The 18,382-nt window shown below is 41.3% G+C and carries 15 protein-coding genes; 2 read left to right on the top strand and 13 right to left on the bottom strand.

From position 1 onward, the window contains the following. Window positions 1-16: 16 nt before the first annotated feature. From mgtA to ACIQXP_RS19880, 4 genes are all read right to left on the bottom strand, one after another. Window positions 17-2,719, bottom strand: coding sequence for a magnesium-translocating P-type ATPase (mgtA, locus tag ACIQXP_RS19895; RefSeq protein WP_387507163.1), 2,703 nt, complete (start codon window positions 2,717-2,719; stop codon window positions 17-19). A gap of 128 nt (window positions 2,720-2,847) precedes the next feature. Continuing rightward, entirely contained in the window at window positions 2,848-3,030 is a 183-nt protein-coding gene (locus ACIQXP_RS19890) for a hypothetical protein (protein ID WP_387507160.1), read from the bottom strand. Between the two features lie 208 nt (window positions 3,031-3,238). Further along, a complete protein-coding gene (locus tag ACIQXP_RS19885; RefSeq protein WP_387507157.1) occupies window positions 3,239-4,606 on the bottom strand; it encodes an ATP-binding protein in 1,368 nt (455 codons plus the stop codon). Next, window positions 4,590-5,279: a response regulator transcription factor gene (locus ACIQXP_RS19880; protein WP_387507155.1), complete on the bottom strand. Its 690-nt coding sequence runs from the start codon at window positions 5,277-5,279 to the stop codon at window positions 4,590-4,592. The genes ACIQXP_RS19885 and ACIQXP_RS19880 overlap by 17 nt, the downstream gene beginning before the upstream one ends. Window positions 5,280-5,430: 151 nt before the next feature. On the opposite strand from ACIQXP_RS19880, the gene ACIQXP_RS19875 reads away from it, so the two are divergent. Beyond that, a complete protein-coding gene (locus tag ACIQXP_RS19875; protein ID WP_391527798.1) occupies window positions 5,431-5,841 on the top strand; it encodes a helix-turn-helix domain-containing protein in 411 nt (136 codons plus the stop codon). A gap of 87 nt (window positions 5,842-5,928) precedes the next feature. On the opposite strand, the gene ACIQXP_RS19870 is transcribed toward ACIQXP_RS19875, so the two are convergent. Further along, window positions 5,929-6,519 (bottom strand): helix-turn-helix domain-containing protein, encoded by a 591-nt coding sequence (locus tag ACIQXP_RS19870; protein WP_387507151.1) that lies wholly within the window; start codon window positions 6,517-6,519, stop codon window positions 5,929-5,931. A 23-nt stretch (window positions 6,520-6,542) separates the two neighbouring features. Here ACIQXP_RS19870 and ACIQXP_RS19865 point away from each other — a divergent pair, with 23 nt between their 5' ends. After that, entirely contained in the window at window positions 6,543-7,034 is a 492-nt protein-coding gene (locus ACIQXP_RS19865; RefSeq protein WP_387507149.1) for a helix-turn-helix domain-containing protein, read from the top strand. A 587-nt stretch (window positions 7,035-7,621) separates the two neighbouring features. Here ACIQXP_RS19865 and ACIQXP_RS19860 read toward each other — a convergent pair. The 8 genes from ACIQXP_RS19860 to ACIQXP_RS19825 form a co-directional block, all read right to left on the bottom strand. Beyond that, window positions 7,622-7,990, bottom strand: a complete 369-nt coding sequence (locus ACIQXP_RS19860) for a DUF2147 domain-containing protein (protein WP_387507147.1) — start codon at window positions 7,988-7,990, stop codon at window positions 7,622-7,624. Window positions 7,991-8,088: 98 nt separating this feature from the next. Further along, the gene (locus ACIQXP_RS19855; protein WP_387507145.1) at window positions 8,089-9,084 is read right to left on the bottom strand and encodes a hypothetical protein; all 996 of its coding nucleotides are present in this window, start codon (window positions 9,082-9,084) and stop codon (window positions 8,089-8,091) included. Window positions 9,085-9,700: 616 nt separating this feature from the next. Further along, on the bottom strand, window positions 9,701-10,816 hold the full coding sequence (locus ACIQXP_RS19850) for a hypothetical protein (RefSeq protein ID WP_387507142.1): 1,116 nt from the start codon (window positions 10,814-10,816) through the stop codon (window positions 9,701-9,703). A 39-nt stretch (window positions 10,817-10,855) separates the two neighbouring features. Next, window positions 10,856-11,638, bottom strand: a complete 783-nt coding sequence (locus tag ACIQXP_RS19845; protein ID WP_387507140.1) for a LytR/AlgR family response regulator transcription factor — start codon at window positions 11,636-11,638, stop codon at window positions 10,856-10,858. A gap of 18 nt (window positions 11,639-11,656) precedes the next feature. Continuing rightward, window positions 11,657-12,697, bottom strand: a complete 1,041-nt coding sequence (locus ACIQXP_RS19840; RefSeq protein ID WP_387507137.1) for a sensor histidine kinase — start codon at window positions 12,695-12,697, stop codon at window positions 11,657-11,659. Between the two features lie 408 nt (window positions 12,698-13,105). Continuing rightward, window positions 13,106-13,777: an outer membrane beta-barrel protein gene (locus tag ACIQXP_RS19835; RefSeq protein ID WP_387507135.1), complete on the bottom strand. Its 672-nt coding sequence runs from the start codon at window positions 13,775-13,777 to the stop codon at window positions 13,106-13,108. Window positions 13,778-13,847: 70 nt separating this feature from the next. Next, the gene (locus ACIQXP_RS19830) at window positions 13,848-15,065 is read right to left on the bottom strand and encodes a TolC family protein (RefSeq protein ID WP_472977869.1); all 1,218 of its coding nucleotides are present in this window, start codon (window positions 15,063-15,065) and stop codon (window positions 13,848-13,850) included. Window positions 15,066-15,189: 124 nt separating this feature from the next. Then, window positions 15,190-18,303, bottom strand: coding sequence for an efflux RND transporter permease subunit (locus ACIQXP_RS19825; RefSeq protein WP_387507130.1), 3,114 nt, complete (start codon window positions 18,301-18,303; stop codon window positions 15,190-15,192). Window positions 18,304-18,382: the final 79 nt, after the last annotated feature.

Genomic DNA, 18,382 nt, shown 5'->3' with positions numbered 1-18,382 from the left:
AATTAGCATACTATTGCTAGAGCCACTGGTTAAATCTTTTAATGAACCATGTTTTAACTAACTGTGTAAGCACACAGTAACCTGCCAAAATACCGATCAGCCATGGAAAATAGCTCAATGGCAATGGCTGAAGGTTTAATGCACTGGCGATTGGAGAAAAAGGTATGCCAATGCCGATGAGCATGATCAATGAGGTAAGCGCAACAACGGGTGCAGCTGCCCAGCTCTGGATAAACGGTATTTTTTTTGTCCTGATCATGTGCACGATCAAGGTCTGTGAGAGTAGGCCCTCTATGAACCAACCGGTCTGGAACAGACTCTGATGCTGGGGCATATTGGCCTTGAATACAAACCACATCACCGCAAAGGTTGCATAGTCAAATATGGAACTGATAGGACCTATGAATAGCATAAACCTGCTGATGCCACTAGCATCCCATTTCTGTGGTTTTTCAATAAAATCTTCATCCATGCTATCCCAAGGAATGGAGGTCTGGGAAATATCGTACAAAAGGTTCTGTACCAATAAATGGATAGGTAACATGGGCAAAAACGGCAGGAAGGCACTTGCGCCCAACATACTGAACATGTTTCCAAAGTTGCTGCTGGCCGTCATTTTGATATATTTAATGATGTTGCCAAAGGTTCTCCTTCCATAGATCACTCCTTTGCGCAAAACCATCAGGTCTTTTTCCAATAGGATGATGTCTGCACTCTCTTTAGCTATATCTACAGCGGTATCAACAGAGATGCCAACATCTGCATCACGTAGTGCAGCGGCATCGTTGATACCGTCGCCCATAAAGCCAACCGTATGTCCTTTGGTCTGCAAAAGCTTAACAATACGTGATTTATGCATTGGGCTCAGCTTTGCCATAATACTGGTTTCGTCCAATCTTGCAGTAAGCAGTTCATCGCTCAATAATTCAATTTCCCCACCGAGCAGGATATGGTTTACTGGAATACCAACATCACGACAGATTTTCTTGGTTACAACTTCATTATCTCCTGTGAGCACCTTAATGTTTACACCAAGTTTCTGTAATCCTTCTATTGCAGGTTTGGCAGAGGGTTTGGCTGGATCAAGAAATCCTATAAATCCTGTAAGTACCATATTGGTCTCATCCGTAACTGAATAGGTGAGCGGTCTCCTGTCATCTTCCTTGATGGCGACCAAAAGTACGCGAAGTCCCTCCTCGTTGAGTTTTCTGGATGTGTTCAGCACAATCTTGCGCATGGCACCATCCATGGGTACAATTTTATCATTTTCAATGTGAAGTTGTTTATCCTGTCCTGGGTCAAAAGCGTGGGAACAGTGGTCGAGCATTTCTTCAACTGCCCCCTTGCAGATCAGCAGATGCTTGCCATTTTTTTCTTCCAGGATTACACTCATCCTTCTCCTTTGGAAATCAAAAGGGATTTCATCGATCTTGATAAAATGTTCATCTGCATTGATGCAACTGTGGATTTCTGCATGTTCTAATACGGCAACGTCCAGCAGGTTCTTCAGTCCAGTCTGGTGAAAGCTGTTCAGGTATGCCCATTTCATCACCTCATCATCGGCATCACCAAAAACGTTCAGGTGCCGTTCCAGTACGATCTTGTCCATGGTCAATGTACCTGTTTTATCAGTGCAAAGAATATCCATGGCGCCAATGTTCTGGATGGCATTCAAACGTTTAACGATCACTTTCCGCTTGCTCATGTTCTTAGCTCCCTTGGCCAGGTTTGCCGTTACGATCATTGGCAGCATTTCGGGAGTAAGACCCACGGCTACCGAAATCCCGAACAGCAATGCCTCAAACCAATCACCCTTTGTCAGTCCGTTTACCAAAAATACAAGCGGCACCATTACCATCATAAACCTGATCAGTAGCCAGCTTACCTTATTGATGCCCTTATCAAAACTTGTTTCGGTGCGTTTGCCTGTTATGGCCTTACCAATCGTACCAAAATAGGTAGCATTTCCAGTATTGACCACAATGGCCATCCCCGTGCCGCTGACTACGTTTGTACCCATAAAGCAGATGTTATCGAGTTCAAGTGGAGAGGTGTTTTCAACCTTGTTCAGTTGTGCTGCTCGTTTTTCAAGTGGAAGTGATTCTCCGGTAAGCATCGATTGGCTGACAAAAAGATCTTTGCTCTGCATCAGTCTGCAATCGGCAGGGATCATATCTCCTGCACTTAAAAAGACAATATCTCCGGGCACAAGGTCTATAATGTTGATTTCTGCTTTTTCCTTGTCCTTGCGAAGTACGGTCGCGGTAGTCTTTACCATACTCTTTAGTGATTCGGCAGCTCTATTACTACTGTATTCCTGCCAAAAACGCAACAGCGAACTGAGCATGACCATCACCCCAACTACGATCACCGTCTTGTAGCTACGTTCATCGGGAGCAGCAATCAATACATCAATGATGAATGAAACAGCAGCAAGTACGATCAGCACCCCAATGAATGGATTTAAAAAAGCCTGAAAAAGTTGGATGTACCAGGCCACCGCCTTTTCGTGGGCAATTTCATTGAAGCCGAATTTTTTCTTCCTCTCGGTTACCTCGACTGTAGACAGACCACCTTCGCTGCTTTCGAGCATTGCATAGATGAATTGATCCCCCTCTTCTGCAACCCTTAGCAAACGGTTTGCGGAAAGTTTATCCAGGTTTCCTTCTGCTGTTGTTTTTTCCCGGATGGCTCTGTTGATATTAGTCAATATTTTCATCAGAATTTTATTATTGATTAGTGGATTTATTTTTAGTGTTGATGAAGGCTTGCATGAGCATATTTATTACTCCTTATGAACCTTAAGCTCATTATAGCTTCCTAATCCCTTGATTTGTGGCATTCTTACTATCGTAATTGTGCAATGAACTTTTTTGTTAGCGTAGAGAAACAGGATACGCCCTTTAAGGCCGAAGCGTGTACCTCGTTTTTAGCCACCGGATATTTTTCAGGGATTAACAAAGGGATTTTCTTTGGATGTGATTTTTTGTATGGCAATAGCTGGTATTGCACTCTTTTTCTTTTAGGCATAGAGATAAGATAGGTCCTGCCATTTCAGGACCGCTTAAAAGAAGCTTGCCTGGGTCTAGCTGGGGTTGCTTAAAAATTGATTCTTTGTATCGGGATCTGTGTCCATTTCGATTGTTTTTATTATGCCACAAAAGTAGGGTATACAAAAAAAGCCTCCCGTTAGAGGAGGCTTAGAAATTCATTAGAATTTGATTAGAATGGTATTCAATTAAACGTGGGGGATTTCAATTGTAAAGGTGCTTCCCTCACCAGTTTTTGATTGTATGCTTATTGTTCCACGATGCAATTCTAAGATCTTTTTAGTCAGTGAAAGGCCGATGCCGTTCCCAGTGGCAAAACCTTGATTGGCTCCACGATAAAAAGCTGTAAAAATATGTGGGAGATCTTTTTCATCGATGCCGATGCCCTGATCCTGAAAACGCAGAATGGTTTTATCCCTGAAATAATTGATGGCAACTGTAATTTCCTGCGTTTTTGAGAATTTACAGCCATTTTCCATCAGATTGATAAATGCCAATTTTAATAGGTATTCGTTTCCAATAACAGATATAAAATCGTCATCCTCTATTTCGGTTTCGAAGACGATATTGATCTTATAGGTGGGCTGTACGTGCAGCACATCACCCCGGGCATCGAGGATGAGCTCATCAATACGCAGCTCCCTGAATGCGATTTCGGTAAGGTCATAATTGGCCTTGGCCAAATCTAACAGGTTGTTGGATAAATGAACAAGCTTTTGTGCATCAGTTACTGCGTGGGCAATTGACTCCTTGTAAGCCTGAGTGCTACGGTCTTTCTCTAAGGTGAGCTGCAATTCAGCTAACATGGCTGTAATTGGTGTCCTCAGTTCATGCGATATATTGGAAACGACTTCCTTCTGTGCATCGAATGATTTTTCGAGCCTATTGAGCATGGCGTTAAAAGTAATGGCCAGTTCCGCTATTTCATCCTTGCCATTGCCTTCCCTGATTCTTAGGTCAAGATTGGTAGCAGTAATTTCATCCACTTCATCAATTAGGTCGGAAACTGGTTTAAGGGCTTTATTTGCCAGGAACAGGCCGCTTAGGTAAATGAGTATAATCGTGAACAGAAATGCGGTGATCAATGTGTATCTCAGGTTCAGTAGCTTGGCGTAGCCTAACTGATCGTTCGCTGCGGCAGTAAGGACATAATTTCCGGTCTTGTGTCTGTATAAGATCCCCACGACCTGCATTTTGCCTTGATAGAATTCAATGTATTGTTTTTTAACGATTTCATCTATCATCTGGCGAGTCTCTTTTACCTTATCTATATCGACCGCATCATGGTATTTTAAATGGAATAAAGTATCGTAAACAGCTACTTCTTCTTCGTAGAGTACATTTTGTGAATTCCTGTAGATAAGTTGCAGTACCGAGGGAGAAATCTTGGCATCCAAGAGCAGTTTGGCCTTGGTAATGGCAATATTGTTCAATTGTTTATAATAATCTTCTTCCCTGTTCTTATCAAAAGATATATAGATCACAAGAGCAAAAACCAGGAATATTGCAGCAACAATACCTGTGAAAAGTAAAGTTAGCTTATTGCGGATTTTCATATTTGAATATAAAGCCTAGGCCCGGTTTTGTATGTATGAGTTTGCTCGTAAAGTCCTTGTCGATTTTCTTTCTCAGGTAATTGATGTAAACATCAATAAAATTGGTTCCGGTATCGAAATGGGTGTCCCATACCTTTTCTGCAATTTCTGTTCTGGTCAGCAACTTTTCCTTATTCTGAATCATATATTCCAACAGCTTCAGCTCTTTAGGTGTCAGTTTGATTTCTTTACCGGAACGTGTTACAGTTTTAGTATCACGGTTCAACTCGAGATCAGCATATACAGTGATGGGTTCTTTGTATTTCAGCTCGAGTAAATTTCTTTTCATCAATGCCCGAATGCGAACATACAATTCTCTAAGGTCAAAAGGTTTAACCATGTAATCGTCTGCGCCTGCATCAAAACCTTCTACTTTGTCATCCGTTGTACCTAATGCGGTTAGCATAATAATTGGAACATTTGGATATTTGGTCTTAATTTCCTTGCAAAGCTCGATTCCACTAACTTTAGGAAGAATAATATCAGTAATGATCAGATCAAATTCGTTTGAAAATGCCAATTTTCTCCCAAACTCCCCATCATAGGCCAGTGTTACAGCGAATCCCTGCTCTTCCAATCCTTTATATATCAGTCCAGCTAATCTTTGTTCATCTTCGATAACGAGTACATGCATAATCCGTCCTTTTTAACAAAGTTATATTTTTTTACATGATCCCGTTTCCCGTATTATTAAAAGTCCAAAGCTTTACATTATCTGTATTTGCAATTTCCACTATTCTTAATGCTAACGCAATGCAGTATAGGGCATACATGCGTTGCCTTGTTTGCGTTTTGAAAGCCAAACCGGAAAACCAGTGCCTATTTCCTATTCTGAAAATCCAACATCGATAGGTGATTATATTAGAAAGAAAAGAAAAGAACTAAATCTACTTCAGAAAGACGTGGCAAGGATTTGTGGAGTTACTGAAGACTGCATTAGAAATTGGGAAAAAAACCAAAGTATTCCTCAAATTCAATTTTTTCAGCATATTATAAACTTCTTTGGTTACATGCCAATTGCATTTGATTTGGATACTCTTTCAGGAAGGTTAAAAACGTACAGACACATTAATGGGCTTAGCCAAAAACAATTTGGAAAAATTCTAGGAATTGATGGAGCTACAGTTTGTAGCTGGGAATTAGAAGAAAATAAACCAAATAAGGCAATAATGGAAAAGCTAGATTCGATGTTGTAATCACTATCATTATTCCACCGTTAAATGATAATGATACATTGAATGTTATATTTTCCCGTTTCATATATTCTGCTATATATTTATCTTTCAATTGAAAGATCGTCTGAAACTTACAGGTGATAGATTTGCTTTGCTTTTAAACATTTTACTGAATGATTGCGGGTGATCAAACCCTAAAGCATAAGCAATTTCATTGATGGTCAGATCCGTGGTCGATAACTTCTCTTTGGCTATATCGACAACTTTACTAATGATAAGATCTTTGGTGCTCTGTCCTGTAAGTGTCTTAAGCAGACGGCTGAGATAATTTGGTGATAAATGCAACGCATCTGCAAAGTAACTCACTGAGGGCATGCCTTTGATTTGTAATTCATCACCTTTGAAATAATCATTTAGTAGTTCCTCCATTCGGCTTATAATTTGATGATTGCTCACCTTTCGAGTTATAAACTGACGTTGATAAAACCGCTCAGCATAGGTAAATAGCAATTCTAACTGTGCAATGATTACATCCTGGCTAAAAATATCGGTTCTGGCCTCATACTCACGTGCTATGTTTTGCATAATATCAATGAGTAAATGTTCTTCGGCATCTGAAACATGCAAGGCCTCATTGGCCTTGTAATCAAAATATTCATATTGCCGTATCTTCTTTGCTAAATGTGTGTTCCATAACAAATCCGGATGTATAAGCTGTTATTGTGGAGTCTTTAGTCAAGGGCTTAATGACTTGTATCGGTAACAAAACTTTGTTTTATAAAGATCTTGAAAAACACCTCACAAACGCGATAATTGTTATAGCTGCCAGAAATATTTCATTAATAAAACCACAAGGTATTCTTCATTCGCCCGATAAAAAAATCCTAGAAATTATCTCCTATATACAACATCACATACAGAGACCTTCCGAACTTAAAATTTCGGCACTATCTTTAAGATTTGGTTGTTCAGAATCTTATTTCAGCAATTATTTTAAGCGTAATTGCGGTGAAGCTTTGCAAGAATATATCTCAGCTTATCGGCTTAGACTTATAGAACACCGCCTAAAATATAGTGATGTAAGAGTCCAAGAGCTTGTATCAGAATTTGGATTTATTGATGAAAGCCACATCAATAAATTTTTTAAAAAACATAAAGGCATGAGTCTAACTCGATACAAATCAGAATATTTGGCAGCAAGTTGTGAAGGGTAAACTTATTTTAACAAAAAAAATACGTTAAGGGAGTTGTCTTATCCTTGCCTGCCAAAATCTAAATTTTCCTGTGCATAGCAGCTTAGAACATTCAAGACAAGGTGCAAAATAAGAGTATATTTAATATTTTTCTTAGTAGCTAAACTGTAAAATCCTCATCTCCACATAGGCAGCAGGATTCAGCAGTGGTCATTTTCGGTTTTGGCTGGATGTAATGCTATCTGCAATAGACGAACCTTATTCCAGACCTATGCTCACGCTACCTTCAGATGGGCCAATATATCATATTTTATTTTAAAAGCGAATCAACGGTGCTTGAACAGATATAAATTACTATTTCCTGCTTTTGATTAAACACTTTTAAAATCATTTTCTTGAACAGTAATCCAATAAAAATACCTGTGGACATGGAGGAAAAAAATCAGATTATAGGTTATCAAAAAAGCCGAGCGCCGGAAATAAGATTGAAATCAAAGAAGTCTCTGTAGCATTATTCGGGCTAACATGGAACAGATACCCAGTACTATTTTCCACTCCTATTGATCTTCGGTCACTCCCGGACACTGGCTTATTAAATTATGGTTTTATCACTTATCCCTTTTCCATATCTCTTTAAAGCTCATAAAGCCCCATTTCACCTTTAATTCCAACTGGTTTCCCTGCTTATTTATTATAAAGGTACCCTTATAGTTCTTATCATCCTTAGGGTCTATTACCGTTCCCTCATACACATTTGTACTCGTTACCCTCAAACCTTTTGCTACTAGTTTATTGTTACCAATCTTGTCCTTTTCTGTTTCGGCACTGATTTGTTTGGCGTTAAAAGTCTGTCCATCCTCATAGAATTGGATAACTACGTTTCCCGGGGCTATCCACTTACCGGTGATGCCCTGCGCCTTTGTATTGACGCTGAGAAATGCAAGTATTACTGTGGTGATCAAAAACTGTTTGTACATATTTATAAATTTAAAAAGATTGGATTATGGCTTAATGTTAGTTGCGTTTTTATTTTGGACTTAGGTGGCCCGCATTTCAGCTTCTTTTCCAAGAATTATTATTGTGATGAAGAAAAAGGGACATCATGTCTTTGCTTTTCAGTTGGCGCAGGCAGCCCTTTAACTTTCCCCTCACCTAATTTTTCTAGCAATTCTGTTTTAATCTTTTTAGCAGCCCTCCTGTATTTTGAAAATTTTATTGAATCTAGTTCTGTAGAAAAGTCTTCAATTGTCTCTCTGTTCTTCATGCCCTTCATTTTCTGGATAAGTGAATCTGCTTTGATCCAATCCTCAACCTTGTGTAAGGATGCTTTGTCCAGTCCTTTTTCCTTGGATCGTGCTATCAGATATTTTGCGAGGATCTTATATACATCCAATTGAAGGTAATCAGGATTTTCAAGCGATGCGCAATGGGATTCAAGTAAGGGACTAGAAAGCGCTTTAAAGCGCAGGAGATATTTCCGGGAAGAATCCGGAGCCATTTTCAATTTGGCCAAATAGCGTGGAACCGACAATATGCTGTTGACCACATCAGCCTTGATACGGGCTCGTTCTAATTTCCTAAACCTGTGAGTTGTGCCTTTCAAGTCGTTGAGGGCAATGTTCCTGATTTTACCGGAATTGATAATTTCATCAATAGCATCCTGCGGAGCTGCGGGAAGATTTTTTCCGTCATCAAGATATGAGCCTTCTTGAGGAATTGGGGTATCCTTAAGAAAGATATTAACTGATGATCCCACTCCCTCAAATGTCGAAAGCTTTGGATCGGATCTATCTATACTTACTTTTAGATCGTCCCCATGTTTGAGAAAGAGTATATTACAGCCTAATCGGTAATAACCGGGGAGAGCGGGTTTTGGCCTTATCGCAAAATCTCCCGTAACGCCGGTAGTAGTTGTCAAAATCTTGTCCTCCTCCTTGAGCAGATAGGATGATGTGATATCCTCAAGCTTTATCTCGGTCTGAGCTGCGCTGAATTTACCATAAACTATTGTTTCAGGCCTCGATCCCGAGAATGCGCTTGTTAACATAAAAAAAAACAATGCAAGTTCCATATTTCTATATTTCGTTTTGATAATCTGCGGAAACAATTTCGTTGCCGCTAAAGTGTAAAAAACGCAACACCCTGATAACATCAGCAATGTTTGTAAAACCATGCTTTTCGACTATTGCTATGCAAATATGGCTCGGGATGGCTTGGTATTTTATTTTAAATGACCGAACTGCCATAATTGGTGACCGAAAACATTTATGTTAAGACCGAACTGAAACTTAATGATGTTAAGAAATTTAGCAGGTTATAGGCATGGGGACGTTTTTTTTGACGTTGTACTATCAGTGGCAAAATATGCAAAATCTGATCGCAGCCCCAGATGCTATAAATTAGCAGTCCGCTGAGTGCTTAGGATTTTACCCCGCCAAAGAAAGGTCAAGGACAAGAAAAGCCTTAATGCCAGAAAAGCATTCTCAATGCGAAAGATTGCACTTTATCTTAACCTGAATTTAGAATGGTAAACGAAATAAATCTGTAACTGATGCTGGCAAGACAGCGTATGTGCTTCTTTTTGAATAAGAGATTCCAGGTCAGGAAACATAATGCAGCCAGGTAACAAATTCAAACGATAAGTGTCACTTCAGGATAAAATATCAATGGTATTCCCTTTACCCCAACTATTCTATATCCTTTAAATATAGTCGGAATTTTTTATGTGGCTCGCCTGTGATTGGAATAAGTGCATTATTTGCCAGAGGGTTATCTTTAAGAGTCCATGAAGATTCAAAGGAAAGTTTTTTGTCCAGGCATCCGGCCTGTACTGATCCGAACAGACAGGCCTCTATGGACATCCTGTCACAGCTGTCGAGCACAACCGGAAAAATGATCCTCACTGATGAAATCTTCTTTTTACCAAGCTTGATCTTCAGTAAGCCCAAAGGAAATAGCCTACCGCGCCTTATTTTTATAAGAATCTGGTTTAAGTCTGGTATGGCGAAGGCAAATCCAATCACTTTACCTTCCTCTTCGGCCAATATGCATAGATCCGGATCCAGGATCTTTTTAAGCCTCTCGGCAATGTGATCAAATTCATTACCCTTCATAGACATTACACGAATACTGTTGCTCTGGGATCCAATATATACTTCTCTTGCCATTAGCACATCACGTTTGAAATTTTTCATGTCGACCTTCCGAAAGGTTATCCCCTTTCGCTTTAGTTGCACCTGAAACCTGTCTAGATCTTTTGACCGCCGTGCTCCATATTGTTGATTTGTGAACTTGTAGGCCTGCACCTCTGTTTTTTTCTTAAAACCCAGCCTATCCATGAGATTGGGATAATAATGTGAGTTATAGGGCGTCATGAAACTGGGCGGGAGTTGAAAACCGTCTACGAGCATTCCTAAAGGTCCTATGCAGGAGAAATTCAATGGTCCGATGATGCTTACCGCATTCCGATCCCTCAGCCACCGACTGGCTGCATCGAAGAGATATCCTGCAACTACCTTATTGTCAATGCAGTCAAAAAAGCCGAAATAGCCATCTATGGGGCCTATTTTATCAGAATGGTAAAGTTTTATGAATGTGGCTATACGTCCTACAACAGTATCTCCCACATAAGCAAGAAAATACTGCACAGCAGAATTTCCATAGACAGGATAATTGGTGAGCAGCTCAAGTTGTGAAGAATAAATCTCGGGCACATAATTAGGGTCATCTTTATAAAGATCGTGGGGGAAGTCAATAAAGAGCCCAAGTCCATCATTCGGATCGACTGGCACTATTTGTATCATATTTCGCTGTAGGGATATTATGTAACGGAATGGGTATCACTACCCTTGTTGGTTTTTTAGGTTTGACTGGTCCAGCCATTTTTTCAGCTGACTGGATTTCTCTCTGCTCAGCATGATCCCCTCATCAAGGGCCGGTAGCAGCTCTATCTTTAACTGACCGTTAAAGGACTGGTGGATCTTATGGATGGATCTTATGGAAACGATGTACTGGCGGCTTACTCTGAAAAAAGATTCAGGATCCAGCTCACCATCAAGGATCTCGAGGGTCTGATCTACTTTAAATCGTTGCGAGTCATGTCTGATTAGAAAGGTTATCTTATTTTCAGAGGTAAAATAGGCTATTTCCGAAGTCATGATTAAAAGAAAGCTATCCCTAAAAGCAACCAGGAACCGGGAGCGGAAAATTATCTGTTTGGCCTGCATGCTCTTGACAAGGTTCAAAATACTCTCGTCATTCCTGAGTCCCTTATTTGCGATTGCCCTGCCGATACTCTTTTCCAGCTTATCGGCTTCCAGGGGCTTTAACAGGTAATCGATGCCGTTAACTTCGAAAGCCCTCAGTGCATACTCGTCATAGGCGGTAATGAAAATCACAGCAGCAGTGATCTTTACATGTTCAAAAATTTCGAAGCTAAGGCCATCGGTCAGCCGGATATCCATCAATATAATGTCAGGCTGGTTAAAACTTTTCAGCCAACCTATACTCTCCTGGACGGTCTGTATACTCCCAAGGATCGTGATATTGGTATTCAGGGCCGTGAGCATCTTTGTAAGCCTTTGAATATTCGGAAGCTCGTCTTCGATGATTAATATACTTGTCATAATAAATCTGGTAATTTTCTAATTAGCAAAAAGTGGTACCTCTACCTTGAATAAATTTTCCTCATCGGTGACGTGTGGAGCCTCTTGATTGAGCAGGCGGTATCTCTCCTTTATATTTTTGAGGCCAACCTTTGTGCCTACCAGTTCGAATGTCTTTGGAATTTTATTATTTTCGACTACCATAGACTGTCCGTTGGGGAAATAAATATGGATAAATAGGGGTGATCCTTCCGTAAATGTATTGTGTTTTATTGCATTTTCAATCAGCAGTTGCAGGGTCAAAGGTGGCAACCTCAAAGCCCGAGCTTTTTTGCTATCACCTATTTTTACGATAATCCCTTCACCGAAACGGATCTTATATAAATAAAGATAGGACTCAATAAACCCCAATTCTTCGGCCAGGGTAATGGTATCCTGCGTCCTGTTTGTAAGCATATATCGGTATATTGAGGATAGCTTGAGCACATAGGAGACTGCCGTAGCGGGCTGATCCTCTATAAGGGCTGTTACTATACTTAGGTTATTGAATAAAAAATGCGGGTCAAGCTGCAGCTTTAGCGCCTCTAGCTGTGCTTGTGTGGTGAGCTGCTCCAGTTCCAGTGACCTTAACCCGGCATCCTTCCACCTGTAAAAAAAATACTCAGCGGCAAAAACAGCTGTGATAAGCAAAGAGAAAATTGCCCCCACAATAATGGTCTGCCTTAGAAAAAGTTCATCATACCCAAAACGTGCCGGGAACTTAAATTTAAAAAAAACGTTGACCACAAAATATATGATGGTGACCTGCAGGGAAAGCTGGATTCCAAACCTCCTTTTTGTACGGGTCTCCCAAGGATACCATTTATTGAGCAGTTTAGTCAGCTGGATGCCGACTTCAAACAATAGGGCTGCATAAGCTATGGTTATGGTGAATTCAAAAACAAAATCTAGCAGAAAATAGAGTTTCCAACTGTTATAGGTTCTTTCGAAAGGATTTAGCAATACCAGAATGAGGTAAAGGAGCAATCCAAAACCGGGATATCCATAAATCCGGAAATACTTATAATTCTTGTTATGCATGTACTAAAATATGTATAGTTTTATTAAAAAAGATAAACAATGAACGTCTCTTTTGCAGTGTTGAAGATGTTATCAGGGCAATTTGCTACCATCGGCCAAGGACAAGCGCCCAAACCGCATGTCCTGGTGGCCTTGATGGTCAATTTCCCCTATATAATACAAAATCTCTCCTTCCAGGACATTTCGGTTGAACCATACCAGAAATCGCCCCATGGCTGTCCTATGCTTTTTTTTTGTCTTGACTATAGCCGGTTGCAGTGCGCATATCTTCGGTGTTCTATCAATCGAACATAGCCTTGCTGGAGATCTGCCTACCGAATCCTGTGCGGACAGGCTAAGAGAAAATAGGCTTGGCATTACCAGTAACAAAACATATCTGCAAATTAGTTTCATTATAAAAAGGATTTATTATAGCGATATTTTGACATTTATAAGTGCACTTATTCCCTCAAGATGTGTACTTGGCTCTTTCGGAAGTCCTGGAAGCGAGGTTGCCTGGCATTCCAGAAGCAGCATGATCGACCGGGATAAACTATAATTTACCCCGATGCCGCCGGTAGCATGCAGATAGGTACGGGTATCGGTTTTATATTGCACGGTATTGGTTTCGGGTTCAAACGAAGTAACAGGAACACCAATGAGTGATGGGCCCGCACCAAGGATTACGAAAGGCTGCCAGTTTCCCAGACCATAATGATATCCAACAAAAGCCCCTACGTTTAAGTTACTTGCAGCTACATTAATATCTGAGTTGACCGTTCCGTAGCTGGTTTTGTTTTTGAATCCTATTCTGGTCTCTCCAACCTGAAGCCTTCCAAAAAACTGTTTTTTATAATTGAACTGTATCGCTGTAAGGGAACTGGTACCGATCAGTATTTTATCCTCTTTGGCCTGCTGGAAAGGGGTAAAGAGACCAACGGCACCTCCAAACTCTATCAACCATTTACGATCTGAAAGTTCGTTCCTGACCTGGGCTTTTGCACTTGCAGATGCCCCAATCAATAAAAGAACGGTAAAAAAATTGTTCAGGATTCTTTGTTTTCCTATTTCCTGTTGTTGGTGCTTTCTGTTGGTTGTCATGATCATTACATTTATGTTTGTACTTATTGCCCCTATACGCCGAGAGGACATTATATCAAGACTTTCACTTTTATCTGTTTTTTAACTGCCCAGTCAGGCTCCTGAGTTCAGAGCGTGCTATAACACTGGAGAGTTTTGCGGCATAAAGGCCTGCCTCTGCCTCAGCAAGCTGGGATCTTGTTTCCAACATAGCAGTTTTTATATCAAGCCCTGCAGACTGCCTATCCATTTGTTCCTTTAATGCAGCTCTTCGGAATCCCACCAGTTTTTCTGCTGTACCAATCATTGCATCCGTCTGTTTGATCTTCCTCCAACCCTTTTCCAAGTCACTATTAACCTGCTGCTTGGTGTAAGCCATATTTTCTTCTGCCTGCTTTAACTGGAAAAACCTTTGGTTTTGCACCTGTCTATTGGAAAAAATATCCTGTATATTCCACCTCAGGCTAATGCCCAGATAAGGGCTGTTGGTAGGCAGAATTGGATTTCCCTGCTGCAAATAGTAGCCGCCTATCAGCCCGAAATCCGGAATATTGCTCTGCTTAGCTGCCTTTACGCCCAGCGAAGCTTTTTCTATATTCAGCTTTGCCATCTCTATATCAGGATTGCCAAGTGCTATAACCTTATATGCATCAATGTCTTTAGACAATGTATCATCATCCTGCTCAGACTGCTGGAAATGTAGCAAGAGAACATCCAGATTGGTAATCCTTGAAAGCTCTCCCAGATAGTCCTGCTCCTGTATACTGAGTTTTAGCAGATCCTGCTCCTGTTCCGCTATGGATGCTCTAAGGCCTGAAAGACTTACGGCTATCTCCTTCCCGGCCGCGACTGCCCCTTGAGCATCATAAAGTCTGGTCTTTGCAAGTTCGAGCTTTGCCCCCCCTGCCTCTTGCTGCTTTTGCAGGATTAGGACACCATAATAAAGCTGCTCTATGCTGAGTTGTAGCTGAATCAATATTTTTTCCTTTTCTTTTTCGACAATCTTTATCTCCAGCCTGTCAACATCGAGTCCGGTTTTTATCCTGAACTGCTGTGAGATAGGCTGATATAGGTCAACGCCCACATTATAAGTTCCTTTCTGTCCAACGGCAAACCTGCTAGCCTGTGCAGGCAGAAGCTGGTCACCTCCCGATCCTGTGTTTACAGTACCTAGAGATCCTGCAGGTACGGTGATGTCGGGCAGGTTAAAGTTATATTGATAATTTCCCTCAAGTTTAGGCGCAGGATATCGCTTTATCCCATCCTCTTTCAGCTTACTTATTTTTTCGCGAACCTCGTATTCCTTCATAGTAAGCAAGCGGTTATTATTACGTGCAGCTTCAACAAGCTGCACGAGTGAGTATTTTTGCTGGGCCGATAATTCGGAAGAACCAAATATTAAGACCACCAATAGCAACAGGCCTGTTTTGATATTATGCTTCATGTGCTATATTAGTTTTTTTGTCCTTTAAAATATTTTTTTTATCATTTGCCTTGATCATCCCGATATACATAACCGGTACGGTGAGCAGTGCCATGATCATACTCCAGACAACTCCAAAAGCTAGTACGCTGGCAAGAGGAGCCCACATCGGTGATTTGGAAATGATCATTGGAAGCACTCCGACTGCCGCCGCCATCGCGGTGAGGAAAATCGGGCGCAGCCGCCGCTTAGCAGATTCTATAGCCGCAGTCTTAATATCCATACCATGCTTAAGCAGGATATTAGTATAATCGACCAGGATAATGGCATTTCTGACCACAATTCCGGAAAGCGATATCAGTCCGATAAAGGCAGTAAAACTGAAATTATTCCCTGTTAATGCCAGACCAAGTATAGCACCGAACATGCTCAATGGTATGGTGGCCATGATGATGAATACTTCCTTAAGATTCTTGAACTGGAAGAGGAGGATAAAAAATATAAGTACCATACTGATCGCAAGGGCAGTGTAGAGATCATTCTCTACATCCGTTTTACCTCCTTCCTCTCCGGCATACTCTATACTATAACCACTTGGCAGTTTAATCTTATCGACTGCAGGTCTAATCTCTGCCAGAAGTTCGGCAGGAAGGACGTGTGGCTTGGTCTCACTCTGCACTGTTAGTGTTTTTACACCGTTGCGATGCATGATCTTCCCACTCTGCCATTGCGGGCTAAGGTCTGCTATCTGCCTGAGTGGCACCGATGCATCGTTAAGGCTTGAGGAAATATAAATGTTTTCAAGGTCTCCAGTACTCCTTCTGGAGTCTGGATTCAGCCTAAATAGGATATTAATCGGGGTATTTCCTTCATAGATAGTGGATATGGGTGCGCCAGTAAAGCCGGTATAGACCGATTGAGCAATACTGGTCGTGGTAAATCCTAACCGCCTTCCCTCTTCTTTGGGTGTGATCTGTATGCCGTAATAGTCTTCGCCAAAGTCACTTCTGATCAGGCGGCTGCCTTTAGCATTTTTCATAATATGGTCCACCTGCGTGGCAATGCCTTTTAACTGTAAAACGTCTTCTCCAATAATACGTACTTCTACGGGGGCCTTCAGGTCTGTACCCTGTTGCATTTCTTTAACGAAAAATGTTCCATCGGGACTGAGCGCCTTTACTTTTTCGGCAAGTTCTCCAGCCAATTCCTGAGTAGTATGCGCATCAGTAGTATTGATCAGGATCAGTGCATAATTGCTTGTAGGTACTTCCGGGGTAAAGTTGTAGTAGAACCTTGGCGCCGATGTACCGGTAAAGGTAGCATAAGAGATTACGCGTTTATCACTCTTAATAAGCTGCTCTGCCCTTAAAATAGCAGCATTTGTTTTCTCCAGCCTAGTGCCGGTGGGCATCCACAGCTCAACTACGAACTGATTTCGCTCTGCGGCAGGAAAAAAAAGCTCCCGAACCCCGAGCTTGTAGACAAGTCCGGTAAGCAATATAAAAACAACACTGGTCAAAATAGTTAGCAAAGGGTGCCTCACGCACCAGTCCAGAGCAATATTATAACCCTCCTGCATATATGTAAGGACAGATTTTTTTTCTTTTTTGACCTCTTCGCCTTCCTTGGCATGCTGGTGAAGCCCCTTTTTGATAAACGTATAGCAGAGAAGCGGTGTCAGGAACAGGGCAACAGCATAGGATGCCACAAGAGCAACAGCAACAGTAATCGGTAAGGTAAATATAAACTCTCCGGTAGATCCTTTAAGAAGGATTAAAGGCATGAATGATGCGATGATGGTAACTGTGGCTGCAAGTACAGGGATCAGAAGATCATGTGCGCTTCTCCATGCGGCTGTCCAACGGTCAACTCCTTCGTCAAGCAGTTCCACATAATTATCGGCAATTACGATGGCATCGTCTACTACCATACCAAGTACCAGAATAAGTCCGGCAAGGGATACCTGATGGAGTTCTATTCCAAGCGCATTTAAAATAGCAAATGTCAGCGCAACGGTCATCGGGATAGCCATTGCAGCTACCGATGCAATGCGCAAGGGAAGCAATAGGATAACAACTACGATTACTGCAAGGATAGCAAGAAAAAATTCTTTGATAAAATGCGATATGCTTTCATCGACTAATGTTGGCTGCGATACCAATGTGGTAATCTTTATTTCAGAGGGGATGAGTTTTTTTGCTTGACTTATCTTCTTTTCGATATCTTTCCCAAAATCAACAATATTGTTTCCTTCATGCATCTGTATGGACAAAAGCATGGCCTTGTTTCCGTTTACTGTAATGATGCTTTCAGGCTCTGCATAACCTCGTTTGAGGCTGGCGACATCCCCAAGTTTTATTGGAGAGCCGTTTTGGGAAGTGCCTACGAACTGGCCTGCAAGATCTTTTACGGTCTGAAAATAACCATTTGTATAAAGTGGTGTCTTGCTGCTGGCGGTTTTTAGCTCGCCTGTAGCATCTATACTATTTTGGGCCTGAAGTGCCTGAGTCACTTGCATCAAACTGATTCCATACTGTGATAGCTTGCCAGAGTTTGAGGATACAGTGATTTCTTCTCGCTGTTCTCCTATTCGCTTAACCTTCGAGGCCTGTTTAAGGGTCCTTATCTGTTCCTCAACCTTTTGGGTATACGCCTTCAGCTCATCATAGCTTGCTTCCTTGCTTTCCAAGGAAATCACCATCGCTTCGGTATCGCCAAAATCCGAGTCAACAATCGGGCCCTGCACACCAGCAGGGAGATCAACCTGCTTGGCAACCAACATTTGATGCCTCAGTTTGTTCCAGAAGATATCAGGTTGTTTAATGGTCTCGATCAGTTCTACATTGATTACTGAAATACCATCCTTTGAAGTCGAGAACGTTTTCTTCTTATCTACCTCTTCATACTGAAAGAGGTACTGTTCAAGCTTCCTTGTTACCTGTTCCTCTACCTGTGTAGAGGATGCGCCTGGAAATGAGGCAATAACCAGACCGGTTCTGATGGTAATCTTTGGATCTTCACGGCGTGGCATATTCAGCAACGAGTTGACGCCCACGGCGAATAGCATCAGTAAAACGGCAAGCGTGACATGCTTATATTTGAGTGCTGCTTCTATAAAGTTCATATTTTTGGTATATTATTTCGGTAAACGGGGCGACCAGATTAAATTCCGCCTAGCACGGAATTCCCACGCTACCCTTTTC

Origin of the sequence: Pedobacter suwonensis (assembly GCF_044762335.1) — a bacterium.
In the GTDB taxonomy this organism is placed as follows: domain Bacteria; phylum Bacteroidota; class Bacteroidia; order Sphingobacteriales; family Sphingobacteriaceae; genus Pedobacter.
The sequence above is the reverse complement of the archived record's forward strand: the minus strand, read 5'-3'. Positions and strand labels throughout refer to the sequence as shown.